Here is a 14,517-nt window from a genome sequence, read left to right on the forward strand (position 1 = left end):
CGATATGCTCTAAATAATGGGTAAAGTTACTTCCCGCTATGCAACCAGAAAGGAGCCTGCGAGATCGCTTCATTACGGTAATGTTCAATTTCGACTTGTTGGCGAGTCACAATGGCATGACGCAACCCTTGCCAGTTATCCAGCCACGGTTGCGTTTTCGCATCGTCATAAACGCCTGCCAGCAGGCGAATGGAGCCAGTTTCACGTGCCAGACGCGGCAACTGATCAGCATAGCTATCGCCCAATGGACGCTGGAAAGTTTCTTTCAGTTCTGCGGCATGACGCGAAAGATGGGTATCCGCAAAGCGCTTAAACGAACCGGCCAGTTTGACATTGGCTTTATCGTCGCTAAATTTCTGCCACTGACGCCCAACCAGCCATTCAGTTAGCGCCAGTTTGGCCTGGCTGCTTTGTTCGCTGAATGCCAGTTCAGTTGCTTTCAGTTCTTGTGGAAGCATCGCTTCGTAGGTTGCCAGTAATTCACGCAGTTCTGTACTTGCTTTGCGTGGAACGATGCCGCCGAACAGCGCCAGTGCGTGTCGCACAAGGCCAACCGCCTCCAGCACCTGAGCTTTCGCTTTGCCGTTGCCACGCAACCACAGTTCTTCGTGGTATTGCCAGTGGGAAAGCGCCAGCTCCAGAGATCCTTCCAGACCTTGCTCTACTGTTGCTTTCGGTGGCACTCGCAATACGGTTAACGGCTTAATTTCGCAGTCCACATTTCCCTGTGCCAGATGGTATCCACGTGCGGCTTTGCTCAAGCTACCCTGCCGTATACCCGGTTGTGCAACCAGTTGTTTAGCAAAAGCCAGCACATCCGCCGTTTCGCCTTCCAGCAGCTCAAGCTCCAGCTCACATAAAGGTTCAACCTGTTCGCCGGCTTTCACTTCACCTAAATCCAGCGCCAGTTCGATACGGCTGTTACCGTGCGTAACGACCCATTTTTCACGGGCAAAATCAGTGCTGAATAAAGGATTAAGCTGTGACTGAATTTCGTCAGGGGAAATACCTTCCGGCCAGACTTCTGCCGGGAACAGCGCAAGTGCCAGTTCCGGTGATGTCAGCTCAACGTTGTATTCCGGGCGTTGATGCAGCCCGCCAATGACACGTCCCGCGATTTTCATCGTCATTTCATAGTGGCCGTTATCGCCACGGATACGCAGCCCCATATCATGACGGCGCAGTTGGTTATCGGCAGTTTCATAGTAGATATTGAGCAACTGGCGAGGTTCGCTGTGCTGGCTTTCCAGCGAATTTAAAGTGTTACGAATGGAATCCAGTTCAGCTGGATTAACAATAAATTTGAGCTCGATTTCTTGGGTCATCGTCTTTTTACTTTTATTTGGGTCACATCGGGTTTACACCCGGCGAACTTAATCTTTAACTGGTGGTCAGTAGATAATATTTTTCACCAAATTACCATGAGTGGCGCGTATTTCGACGGGCCACTAATCGCGAGTAAGTGGTCAAATTAACACCAGGATGATTCTCATTCAGGTTTACGGATTGCACCGTCAGACTGATGCCACTACTATCGTTCCACTATTTATGACAATAACGACGAAATCATGCACAAATTCCGCCTAATTTGCCTTACTTTGCTTTCTCTTAGCGTTTCCGTTGTGGCTCATGCCGAAGAAAAACGTTACGTATCGGACGAACTAAATACCTGGGTACGTAGTGGCCCTGGGGACAATTATCGCTTACTTGGCACCGTCAATGCCGGGGAAGAAGTGACTCTGTTGCAGAGCAATGAAGAAAGCAAATACGGTCAGGTACGCGATAGCAATGGCCGTACGTCCTGGATTCCTCTGGCGCAACTGAGCACCACGCCAAGCCTGCGTATTCGAGTGCCAGACCTGGAAAACCAAGTTAAAACGCTGACGGACAAGTTGACTAATATCGACACTACCTGGAATCAGCGTACTGCTGATATGCAGCAGAAAGTCGCGCAGAGCGACAGCGTTATCAGCGGTCTAAAAGATGAAAATCAAGAACTTAAAAACCAATTGATCGTCGCGAAGAAAAAAGTTGAAGCCGCGAATGTTCAATTGGATGACAAGCAACGCGCCATCATCATGCAATGGTTTATGTACGGCGGCGGTGTTGCAGGTTTCGGCTTACTGCTTGGCCTGTTACTGCCACACATGATTCCAAGCCGGAAGAAGAAAGATCGCTGGATGAACTGATCGCCATCCCTGTATCCTACACTTAGGTATTATCGTAATTGGTTAACAGATGCAGGGGCATTGAAGCGTGAAGATTTATCTGGTCGGTGGTGCAGTACGCGATGGGTTGTTGAGATTACCGGTCAAAGATAAAGATTGGGTGGTTGTGGGGGCAACTCCACAAGAAATGCTCGATGCGGGTTATCAGCAGGTGGGCAAAGATTTCCCGGTGTTTCTGCACCCCCAATCGCGTGAAGAGTACGCATTAGCGCGCACCGAGCGAAAATCAGGCCAGGGTTACACAGGTTTTACCTGCTACGCCGCGCCTGATGTCACGCTTGAGCAAGATTTACTGCGCCGTGATCTCACCATCAACGCCATTGCACAGGACGAACACGGCGAGTTTATCGACCCATATAACGGGCGTGCCGATATCGAAAAACGCCTGCTGCGCCATGTCTCTCCCGCTTTTAATGAAGACCCGCTACGTGTTTTACGCGTCGCGCGTTTTGCTGCACGTTACGCTCACCTAAATTTCCAGATTGCTCCTGAAACCATGGCATTGATGTCGTCGATGGCCGCCAATGGCGAGCTTGAGCATCTGACACCGGAACGCGTCTGGAAAGAAACAGAAAATGCGCTCACCACCCGCAATCCACAAGTGTATTTCGATGTACTGCGCAAATGCGGCGCACTGAAAATTCTGTTTCCAGAAATTGATGCGCTGTTTGGTGTCCCTGCGCCAGAAAAATGGCACCCGGAAATCGACACCGGCATTCACGTTTTGATGACGCTGGCGATTGCCGCGCAACTCAGCCCTGAAGTCGATGTACGCTTTGCCACCTTATGCCACGATCTGGGGAAAGGGCTGACGCCAAAAGAGTTCTGGCCGCGTCATCACGGGCATGGCCCAGCGGGGGTAAAACTCGTCGAACGAATGTGCCAGCGAATGCGTGTGCCTAATGAAATTCGCGACCTTGCCAAACTGGTCGCTGAATACCACGACCTGATTCACACCTTCGCTATTTTACAGCCAAAAACCATCATCAAGTTATTCGATGCCATTGATGCCTGGCGCAAACCGCAGCGCATTGAGCAAGTCGCTTTAACCAGCGAAGCGGATGCCCGCGGGCGCACAGGTTTTGAAGCCAATGACTATCCTCAGGGCAGATTGCTGCGTGCGGCCTGGGTTGCAGCACAAAGCGTCACCAACAAAGAGGTCATTGATGCTGGTTTTAGCGGCCCGGCGATCCGCGATGAGTTAACGCGTCGCCGTATTGCCGCTATTCAGGCATGGAAAATGACACTCTAGCGCTAGCAGCTTTGAGCCTCGGTGTTCACCAGGCGTAGCGTCAGATGATCAAAAGCCGTGAGCCTGTGCTTTTTAATCGGTTCTCCCAGTGCGTTACACAACAATGACTTCCAGCTTTGCGGAATGTCTATCGGTTGCGCAGCGGGATTACAGAACCGTAGCAGGGTTTTACCATACAACACGTCTGTTCCGCTCCACACCAGCCCTTGAGGAATCTCATCAATCAGGCTCCAGACGGTGACCGGCTTTTGGGTTATTTCCATATCGAAATTATCCAGCCGGTGAAGGTGCTTCTCTTCCTCCTGCCACTGCCAGAGCAAAGCATTGAAACTGTACTTTTGCTGGCTGATAACCACCGCTGCGGCACTTCTTTTCCCAAGGCTAAGCGCAAATTCGAAATGTAGCCAACCGGTCAAATTCGCCTCCGGTGCCGCAAGCACATGCCCGGAAGCGCGCCCAGGCCGATATAGCAGATCGTCTTTCCCCACAAAACCCGTCCCTCTGAACAACGTCAATCGCAGATCTGACCCGCTATATTCGTACTCTTTCAGACCACGGGCATACACGTGGTAATCCTCGTGGGCGCTGAGCCAGTGCATAAAAGGCTCCGTATCCACTGGCATTTCTGTATAGCCTGAAGCTGAGGTGATGTTCTGGTTATGCCGCTCAATCCAGCCGAACGGCATGTCGGCTTTCACGGAAGTGATCGCCTTACCGGTGTTAATCAGTACCTGCATACGATGCTCGCGCACCTGATTATCAACCGCCAGCGCAAAGCGTATTACGTCGTCTTCCAGTGTCACAACCAGCTCAATGGCGACTGGCCGCTGCTGCGAAACTCTCTCTGTTCGCTGCGAATTGATCGCTTCGGGCAGTTGCAATGTGGCAGATAACCGCAGCTCCTGCTTGCGTTCGCACTGACTGGCACCGAGCCATTCAAACTGGTCAAACAGCCTTTCTTCATCTCCAGCAAGCGGAGAGAAATCATATAAATCGCCATCGTTCGCGATATCCGCCAGCCGTATTAACCGCTCAATGGTGTCGCCGCTGAATTTATCAAGCAGGTCAAGATTTCCGTCCCGCCAGGTGAGTTTGTAGCGACTGTTTTCAATAGCGCTCTGAGTTAGCGGCCGCATAGTGATCATTGAATCTGCCGTGGCGCTCTCCAGCCTGAACTGAGCCATACCCATTGGCGGGACGGTAACATCAGGAATATCAATGTGATTAAGATAATAAAACTCGTCGCTCAAGGTTTCGACTTCACCATTTGGCGTTAACAGCACATGACGTGGGCGATTGATCTTCTGCTGATCCAGCAAGACAAACGGTACGCTGGCACCTTCGTTGTCGAGAATGGAAAATGCGGCGCTGGCCGAGATTAACACCTGGTCGCGGCTGTAAATGCGCGGGCTACTGGTACCATTGGTGAGTAAAAAACGGTAGGTATTCTGGCGATCATGATTTTGCAACAGCAAGCGCGCGCACAAATTATAAAGTGCTTCACCAATCTGCTGCGCCTGGCGGCAACGATGCACAACATCACGATTGGTTTCGTCACTATTACACCCACCCGCACTATCATGGGCGTGAGATTCCAGAAGCAACCGCCACGCTTTTTCGAGCATCTCTTCCGGCACGCGAAAACCATTCGCCCGCGCCAGGGCAATCATCGGTTCGACAAGGGTGATTAAACAGGCCTCAGCCTCATAATTCGCCTTTTTAATGTCATAACGCGAAGAACCGATACTTTTGTGTACCCGAGCCATACGCGGGCTGCGAAACTCGCCCTGGTATATCGACAGTGAATCAGGCTCAATGGCGGCCATAAAAGCCTCGTAGTTACTGACCCGCCAGTCATCCTCCGAGTGGCAACCCACCTGCGCCACCAGCTTTTCAAAATCCTTGTCGCAGCTCACCTGATCGCCACCGATCGGGCAAAGCAGATGTTCGCTATCGCTTAGCTGTTTCATGCGTTCCAGCAGCGGGAAGGTTTCAACATGAAAATGGTTAATATCAAAATTGCGGTATCGCGCCCCACGTTCAGGATGCCCCAGCATGTAACCGTAAGGCATCACGACCGTTTTAACTTGCTCGCCATTGGCGGCCTGCCACATCAACTCTGGCGGCCCCATCAAATCGCGGTCATAACCTCTGCGGATCAAAATATTATTCAGACCAAATGCGCTAGCGAGCTGAGGAATTTGAGCATGTGCGCCAAAAGTGTCAGGCAAATAAAGGACATCCATGCAGTAGCCAGCTTGCTTTGCATGGTAGATACCAATCCGCAAGTTTCGGAACATTGACTCGGTGCTAATAGCAAACAAATCCGGCTGGGTGTACCACGGCCCGACCAGCAAACGCTTGTCTGCCACCAGTTTCCTGACCCGTGCGGTCATCTCCGGTTTGATCTGCAAATAATCAACCAGCAAGGAGCTTTGTGCATCAAGATGGTAGTCAAAGTGCTCGTTCCCCTCTAACGCCTCCACCAGTTCGGTAAATGCTTTTACTGCCAGCACCTGGGTATCGATGGTAGTGAAATACCATTCGCGATCCCAGTGGGTATGCGACACAGCATGAATAACGCGACGATCCTTCTTTTTCATTGGATATTCCTTTTATCTAAGCCAGACAGGGTTGGTAATTAAACGAGCATGACCATCGCGATTAATACGCAGGAAAACAAAGCCTTCCGCTGCACAATCCCCGGACCAGCAGAGATATCCATTGTCGCTTTCCAGCGTTGTGATACCCCTGCCGCTATAGAGCAGAATTTCGTTCGCAGGCTCGGTCTTAAGTTTCACCACCAGTTGCCGCCCGGAAGTGGACTCGCCAATCCCTGCCCTGCTGACACTAAACTCTTCGAGCACCGTGTCATCGCACTGAAACCATGCTCGGCCAGCCTGTAATGCACTGAGAATGGCTTCACGTTCGCAACATTCGGCCCACACCCAGGTATGTGCAAGCGCCAGACCTTTTTCACGGTGGAAATCACTTCCGGCTACCGCAACACAAAATTTCCCGTCACAAAGCTGTTGATACCAGAACTGAAAGGCCTGTTCATTTTGCGTACAGCTATCCCATTCACCGTTCCAAATTTCCAGCCAGTCAAACTCTTTGATTTCACTCAGCCACGGGCAATGCTGGCAAAAAGGATGATTGATACCAATGCGCGCACCGTTTTGACGCGCTTCGCGGATGCGCGCAAAGACAGCGGATTCACTGTCGCAGGGGATGAAATTCTGAACCGGGCGATCGCAACCTACCAGGTTGACATGCCCGCGAGTGGTCGTCAGTTCCATTCCCGGTATCAGGCAAAGCTCACTGTTGATGGCGCTAATTTCTCGGTTTTGAGAGCACGTATTGTGATCGGTAAAAAACAGGTAGTGATAGCCATGCGCCTGCGCCCGCTCAACCAGTTCCCCGACACTCAATTTCCCGTCGCTGTGCAGGGAATGAATGTGTGTATCGCCTTTAAACCAGCGCCAGTGTTTCTTGTGAAAAGTGATATCAACATGAATATCGCAGGTATTGGTTACGTGATGCAGGCCAAGCAGGATGTGCCAGTTTCCTGGCGCAATGGCACTTCGCTGATAACCCGGTGTTGCATAGCATTCGCTAAGTCGCACTGCATCTCTTGCCCCCCCACTCCAGCCATGCACCGTTCCATTCGCCATCATTCCCAGATCAACTGTGTTCCCGAGGCTATAGTGATAGCGAACTTCCAGTCGTTCGATTCCTTCCGGCACACAAAAGGAAATTTGCTGGATCTGCTGCTGATCTTTTGGATATACGGTCAGATGTAACGGCAAGAGTTCGATATATTCTGTGTCGGTGGGTTTCTGAATCGTCATGATATTTTTCCCTTAACAATCCAATAATTCTTTACAATCGCCAGCAATCATTACCACCTCAGCGCCATAAATAATCTGGTAGCCCTTATCACCCACGCGGACGACACCTTTTGCCTGTAATTTTTTCTTCCAGTAATTATCAGCGGCCACTTTTTCGGGATCTTTGACTTCGACCCGTAAGCGAGAAATACAGTTATCAAAAGCAACAATATTTTCCGCACCGCCAAAGGCTTCAATGATTTGATGGGCTAGCATGTCGCCCGGCGTACTTTGTTGCTTATTTTTATAGTCGGCCTTGGTATACAATTTTATTTCTTCTGCTGTATTTTCTTCATCGTCAGGCTCACGACCTGGTGTCATGACATTAAATTTCAAAATGAGAAACCTGAATAGCACGTAATAAATACAAAAGAACAGGGGTATCAGCCAGAGATAGCCCCAACAATTAAGTTTTGAAGGCTGTAGCAGCACCGGTAAAATATCTTTAATACTTCCACCATAAATGGAAACACCTGCCATCTCAGTCAGCACAAAGGCAAGTCCAGTTAATGGCACATGCACCAGGTAAAACAACCACGGCGCGACAAATAAAAAGGTGTATTCAATCGGTTCCGTCACGCCAAAAAGAACCATGGCTGTTAATACCGGAATCAGTAAACCCGCCACCGCTTTTTTATGTTTATATTTAGCACACTGATAGATAGCTAAACCTGCGCCGGGTAAAGCACCAAAATGAATCACGGAACGACCAGACTGAAAACCTCTCACTAATAGTTCAGTTGTTTCCTCGCAAGCGAGTTGAGCCATATAAATATTCGTGGTCCCGCTAACCAACTTGTCGCAGATCTCCATTGACCCGCCCAATTCAGTTAAGCGAATCGGCGTGGTGACCAGATGATGTAAACCAATTGGCAGTAACGATTTATCGACCACCGCCCAAAGGAATGTCCCGAACAACCCGGAATTCCAGATCAATTTGCTGAACTGGGCAAGCACACCGCCTATCGGAGGCCAGATAAAGTAAAAAACAATGCCCAACATTGAACCGGTTAACAGCGCCACAATAGGCACGGTGCGTGTTCCGGCAAAAAAAGACAGCACGATGGGCAGCTTCACGTTATAAAGACGGTTATGCAAATAAGAGGTGACTAACCCGATAAGCAGGCCACCAAAAATACTCATTCGATAGGTAAACATGCCAAGCTCGTTGGTATATATCGAAGCCTTTTGGACTGCACTCACCTGCTCAAAACCTACTTGTTGAAAATAACTCGCACTGGTCGTCTGTGGGGATAAACCGTTTAAACCGAGGATGGTGCTTATGACATAGTGCATCGCCATAAACCCAACCACACCGGAAAACGCGGCCCAGCCTTTCTCTTTTTTGGCCAAACCAAAAGAGACACCACAGGCAAAAAAAAGTGGTAAATTAGTGAAAACCACATCGCCCATCGCTTTCATAATTGTGAAACCAATAAATGGCAAAGACCCCTCATAAATAAAGGAGGACAGATGTAGCGCTGCTATCACCTCTTTATTTGTAAAAGCGCTACCAAAACCCATTAACATAGAACCAATCGTGATAATAGAAATAGGGACTAACATAGCCTGCCCGACCATTTGCATCTGCTGCTTCATTGAAGATCCCTCTTATTCATATATATCAGACAGATTCGCTGCGGCACCTGTACTGACTGCACCCAATCAGTTGAATCATGACGGATATAAATAATGCATTGTGTTAAAAAGAAAAAAGACAGGAGTCACAGATTAATTAACCCTGTCATAGTGAAGTTATCTTTGCTCTCATTTAGATTTAGAAACAAACAATATCCATTACTTCCTGTTACATCCAGAAAATAAAACCACTCAATTAATAAAGCCAGGATAATTACAGTAACCACCCTAGCAAGATTTATTATTTCCTTATGTTATCTACTCTACAAAAAACAGAGATAAATAATCTTATTACACTTCAAAATACATTCATAAAACAAATAGTCTAATGGGACAGGCTCATTTCGCTATAGTCCGTTAAAGTGCCAGTTCAATAGCTAAAAGTTCGGTGATCGCGGCAGCATTCGACAACGTGTGAAGCGGTTCGCGGAATTCGCTGTGCATCAATTTGCGAGCCAGGCGCGAGAAAATCTTCATGTGATTATCTTGTTCCTGTTCGCTCACTGTCAGCATAATGACCAGATTCACATCAACATCTTCGCCCCAATTCAATGGCGCATTTAACCGCAAAAGCGAAATACTGCTGTGCAATACATGCGCTGATTTGCAATGTGGAATCGCCACTGAAAATCCGAGTGCGGTAGAAAACACGGCTTCGCGATCCCAGATAGCCCTTTCCACTAGTGCTCCGGAAACGACACGCTGCTGCACTTCAAGGTTATCAGTCAGTAATTTGATGGCTTCTTCTTTGCTGGACACACTTTTATCCAGCAACACCAACTCCGCCGCCAGCACCGTTTTTTGCGACTGTGCTCGCATGAATTGCTCAACAAGTTCCAGCACTTGTTCGCCGCTCTCACTGGCAATCGCTGTTTCAAGGAGTTGTTGGCATTGCGCAATATCCAGCGAAGTTAGCGCTTCCTTACACGGCGTGATAGCTCCCACCGCCATGCTTAACTGCGTTAATCCCATTCCAATCAGCAGCGGCAACATTTGCTTATCTGCGGCCATTTCGCCACACAAGCTAATCGCCAGCCCGGCGGCCTGCGCACGTTGCGTAATATCACGCATAAGTGCCAAAAACGTCGGGTTGCGATAATCGTAAAGGTGACGCACCTGTGGATTACCGCGATCGCACGCCAGGAAGTACTGTGTAAGGTCATTGCTACCAATAGAGACAAAATCGAGGTATTTCGCGGCTTTTTCCAGTAAATAAAGCGTAGATGGCACCTCAACCATAATACCGAGATGCCATTCACCGACGGAGATATCTTCTTGCTGCAAGGTGTGCGTGACGTGCTGGAACTGGGTGTGTAACCACTGAATTTCCTGGAGCGTGGCCACCATCGGTACCATAATATTTAGCGGGCCAACCGCGCTCGATCTGAGTAAAGCTCGCGCTTGTGTGGTGAATATTTCATGAAATTGTGGATACATGCGCACTGCGCGATAGCCGAGGAATGGGTTCTCTTCTTTGGGTAAATCGAGAAAATCACAAGGTTTATCGCCGCCGATATCCAGTGTACGAATGGTGATTTTTTTGCCTTTCGCCGCACGCAACACTTCGCTATACGCCTGATATTGTTCTTCTTCATGAGGTGGCAGACTGCGTTCACAGAAGAGCATTTCGGTGCGGAACAGGCCGACGCCATCCGCGCCTTTGCTAAACACCTCCTGCGCTTCAACAGCCAGGGCAATATTCGCCAGCACGCTCACCGATGTGCCATCCACCGTCGTAACTTGTTGCCCGCACAGCGATGCACTGCGTGCCGTAATCGCCTGCTGCTTTTCGGTTTCCAGCCGATACCAGCTTTCCATTGCGGCATTGGGATTGGCCACCAGCACACCATGGCGGCTGTCGAGAATCATCATGCTGGCGCTACGCACGAGTGCCTCAGATTGCGTCACTCCGCACAACAACGGCACACCAAATGACCGCGCCAGAATCACGGTGTGGGACGTTTCACCGCCATCGCCCATCACTATGCCTTGCAGATGTGGGTTGCGCAGCCGCAGGAACTGCCCTGGCGTCAGTACGCCGCTACATATCACGATGCTGTCTTCGGTGAGCGTCAGTTGAATTTCAAGTGGCCGCCCCAGCACATTTGCGGCAATGCTCTGGCAAAGATCGCGAATGTCGATCACCCTTTCACGCAAATATTGGCTGCTGCTTTTCAGCAAAGACTCGCTCAGTGTTTGCACCGTCAATGCGATGGCCTGCAACGCATTGCGCGCCGAGGTATGTGACAGCAAGCAGGATTTAAATGCTGGATCGCTCAGCAATTTAAGCTGTGCGGCTAACACCTGCGCAGCACCGCTATCCGACTCGGCTAACATATTCTTCGTTAAAACCCAGGCATCACACAGTTGCTGATGCTGATGTACGAGGTCAGCGGCAGGTTCATGGCGCGACAATTCATGGAGATCGACGCAATCAATATGCACTGGCACACCGCGCCCGATTCCCTTACTCACTCCATTACCACGCACATAGTCCGCGCCCGCATGTTCTATAAATACCGGCAACGGCTGTGAGTGGGTTTCCAGTGAGAAAGCCAGCGGCTCATCGCAATCGGCAAACTCATCACGCATAAAAGCCTGCAACACCTCAAAGGCTGCCTGTTGATCGCCACCTTCAATCAGAAACTGGCACGAGTCGCCGTTAGTAATATCGGCACCAATCATGCCCAGTACGCTTTTCGCATCGGCCTGGGTCTTTTTGCTGAGGTTGATAAGCGTAATCGACGCCGAAAAAGGTTGTGTGCGCTGTTCTATTTCGCTTGCCGGGCGAGCATGGATGCCGTTAGGCAAAGTACAAATAAAGTTGAGGGTTAACATGTGTTTCCCGCCCTAAAATGTGATGACAAAAGTCGCCGGCGCGCACGTTGGCACCGTTTCTGGCTGAGCTTCCAGTGCGGTTTCCGCAAGCGTTGCTGGCATGATTTCACCGTGGGTTTCAGGCACGCCACGCTGCAGCGGTTGAGCTGAGGGGTTCCAGCCACGCACCACCAGCGCATCGCGATGCTGAGCTTTTTTCAGCACGCTGAAATGCAGTTCGGTATCCCAACTTAAGACGCTGAAATGAGGCGGGAAAGTGCGGCCATGAGGATTAGTGCGAAAACGCGACCAGCCAGTAGCCAGCCACGCATGAAGGTTGCCGCGCGCGCGTTCAACGTTGCGCCAGAATGCGTTATCCGCACCGTGATTCATCGCCAGTACACTGAGTTTGAAGTGGTGCATGCCCTGTATTTGCGAATCAGGCGAAGGCAAAACCATACCGGACGCCCGCCCTGGACGGTAAGGCATATTGGCCTGCCCGAGCCAACCGACGCTGCGCAGCAAAGTCACCGCGATAACATCTTGTCTGTTTTGCGGAATTTGATATTCACGCAACCCTTCGGTCACAGCGCACAATCCCCGCTGCGCGTCATACATCATCACCTGGCTTTGCATCGGGTAGAGCGCCACCGGCGCTTCGGTCCATTGCTCGTCCTGCCAGACCGCCATTTCCGACGGCAAGTTTTGGCGTTCAATCAAGCCAAACGGCTGATCGGCAAAATGAATATGACTTTGAGCCGCAGTCGGCAGTAGCACTTGCAATCGGTGGTCGCGCACCGTGTTATTGACGCTAATTGCCACATCCAGCCAGGCGTTGCTGTCGGCAAGCGTGATAGTCATGGTGATATCGAGTGCGGCATCCGCACGCTGTTCACGGCGAGCCGCCAGATCCTGCGGCACCGCTATTTTCCAGCTTAGCGTCAGCGCACTTTGCAGCGCCCCTTGTGTGCCGCTGATTGACGTCAGGAAGCCATTACTGTTGATTAGCCAGTCATCAAACGGCGGCGAATAGTTGTAGTTATCGCCTGCATCGCCGCCATCAACCAGTTGCAGAATATTGTGATAGCTCTGCTGACTGTGCTTGTCGGTTAACGTCAAAATGCCTAGCTCGTCCACTTCCAGCCGCAGCCAGGCGTTTTCCAGTTTGTTTATCGATTTAGCCTGCTGCTCAAAGCCTGCGTTAATACCCTCTTGCAGATACAACGTTTGATAGCCACAGGCAGGAATATTGGCGACCTCCAGCAACAAACAACATTTGCGATACCAGGTGGTTTCGGTGCTGTTTGATAACTCCTGAACGATAATCGACATATCCTGGCGGCCTTCTTCGACAATCTGCCAGCGACACTCTTTGCCTTCGCTGTCGACCACGCGGAAATCTTGTTCCGGTGTGAATATTGTCAGCTCGAGCAGCCCGGCACTCATTTGCGGGTGCGCATTGAAGATGATGATTTTCTTGCCATCTTGCTGCGCTGTAATCCCTTCAGCCAGCATCTTCATATTCAGGTCAATCAACTGGTTCGCCATTTCCAGACCCGATTCAAGGCGATTTTTGACCATCGCGTTAACCCGATCTGAATTGCAGCCACCGATGCTGTCGTGGGCGTGGGATTTCATCGCTTCACGCCAGATATTATCGACGGCATGTTGCGGATACGGCAGGCCCAGCCGCCAGTTGACTGCCAGCAACGGCTCCAGATGCTGGCTCAGTGTCCGTTCCAGGCGGGCGTTAAGTTGCTTGATGTCGATGCGGGTCGAGAAAATACCGCGATGAATACGCATATATTTCGGGCTGAGAAGCTCGCCCTGATAAACCGGCAGAGTCACGTTGGTGCTTTCCAGCGCCTGGAAAAACTGGCTGAAACTACTGCGCACAAAGTGGTAGTCATCCTGCAGTGGGTTAAGCTGCTCGAGCATTGCCGGAACACGATATTCAAACGGCGACTGGTCGTTACCGTTGGGCAGCAAAACGTGGTCGGTGAGGGAGAAACGCGTCTGTTTTTCCAGTATCGGTTCCAGCGTTTTTTGGGCCGTTTGGGGATTGTCAGGCAGCCATTTGGCGCAACCATAGCCCCACGGCAACACGGCGGTGGTGACTTTGCTGCCATCGGCGGCCTGCCAGATAAATTCGCTATGCGCGACATTGTGTTCGCTCCAGCCGCGCCAGATAACGGCGTAGTCGATCGCAAATTGCTGCAAAAACATCGGCAGTTGTGCACTTTGCCCAAAAGAATCAGGCACATAACCGATTGGCATTGTGCCACCGAAACACTGGCAGTCGGCGTGGCCGAGCAATAAGTTTCGGGTTATTGATTCCGCACCAACCACCAGAAAATCGCTCTGTGTATACCACGGGCCAATCACAATACGCCCCTGCTCTATTAACTGTCGTAACCGGGTTTCCTGATGAGGCGCAACACTCAAGTAATCTTCTATAACCACCGTTTGCCCATCGAGAACAAATGGCCCTAAGGTTTTATCTTCTTCCAGACGCTGAAAAAGATCGTCCATAAAATAATAAAGTACCGCTTTTGAATCGTTCTCAGTGAAATACCACTCGCGATCCCAATGGGTATGTTGTACCAGATGAACAATTTTCATACTTCAACCTCATCATGACAATGACTGCATATTTAACCCAGCTGCCATGACTTTATTTTAAATACAGGAA

General features: G+C 50.3%; 8 protein-coding genes. 2 read left to right on the forward strand and 6 right to left on the reverse strand.

Annotated features, from left to right (window positions below; all coding sequences use genetic code 11):
* Positions 1-26: 26 nt before the first annotated feature.
* Entirely contained in the window at positions 27-1,325 is a 1,299-nt protein-coding gene (locus D8682_RS12065) for an inorganic triphosphatase (protein WP_121814339.1), read from the reverse strand.
* A 243-nt stretch (positions 1,326-1,568) separates the two neighbouring features.
* Between D8682_RS12065 and D8682_RS12070 the strand changes: the two genes are divergently transcribed.
* Together D8682_RS12070 and D8682_RS12075 are read left to right on the forward strand one after the other, a co-directional pair.
* Complete coding sequence (locus D8682_RS12070; protein ID WP_064540122.1) at positions 1,569-2,189, forward strand: TIGR04211 family SH3 domain-containing protein; 621 nt, start codon at positions 1,569-1,571, stop codon at positions 2,187-2,189.
* A gap of 67 nt (positions 2,190-2,256) precedes the next feature.
* A complete protein-coding gene (locus D8682_RS12075; protein ID WP_121814340.1) occupies positions 2,257-3,480 on the forward strand; it encodes a multifunctional CCA addition/repair protein in 1,224 nt (407 codons plus the stop codon).
* Positions 3,481-3,482: 2 nt separating this feature from the next.
* Here the strand turns inward: D8682_RS12075 and D8682_RS12080 are convergent, their stop codons facing one another.
* From D8682_RS12080 to D8682_RS12100, 5 genes are all read right to left on the reverse strand, one after another.
* Positions 3,483-6,083: a glycoside hydrolase family 38 C-terminal domain-containing protein gene (locus D8682_RS12080; protein WP_121814341.1), complete on the reverse strand. Its 2,601-nt coding sequence runs from the start codon at positions 6,081-6,083 to the stop codon at positions 3,483-3,485.
* Positions 6,084-6,095: 12 nt separating this feature from the next.
* Positions 6,096-7,331: a CehA/McbA family metallohydrolase gene (locus D8682_RS12085; protein WP_121814342.1), complete on the reverse strand. Its 1,236-nt coding sequence runs from the start codon at positions 7,329-7,331 to the stop codon at positions 6,096-6,098.
* Between the two features lie 12 nt (positions 7,332-7,343).
* Positions 7,344-8,969, reverse strand: a complete 1,626-nt coding sequence (locus tag D8682_RS12090) for a PTS transporter subunit EIIC (RefSeq protein ID WP_121814343.1) — start codon at positions 8,967-8,969, stop codon at positions 7,344-7,346.
* 396 nt (positions 8,970-9,365) lie between these two features.
* Positions 9,366-11,846: a phosphoenolpyruvate--protein phosphotransferase gene (ptsP, locus tag D8682_RS12095; RefSeq protein WP_121814344.1), complete on the reverse strand. Its 2,481-nt coding sequence runs from the start codon at positions 11,844-11,846 to the stop codon at positions 9,366-9,368.
* Positions 11,847-11,858: 12 nt separating this feature from the next.
* Positions 11,859-14,447 carry a glycoside hydrolase family 38 C-terminal domain-containing protein gene (locus D8682_RS12100; RefSeq protein WP_121814345.1) on the reverse strand — a complete coding sequence of 863 codons (2,589 nt, stop codon included), beginning with the start codon at positions 14,445-14,447 and terminating at the stop codon, positions 11,859-11,861.
* Between the last annotated feature and the right edge of the window lie 70 nt (positions 14,448-14,517).

The organism is Buttiauxella sp. 3AFRM03, from assembly GCF_003675305.1.
GTDB classification, from domain to species: Bacteria; Pseudomonadota; Gammaproteobacteria; order Enterobacterales; family Enterobacteriaceae; genus Buttiauxella; species Buttiauxella ferragutiae.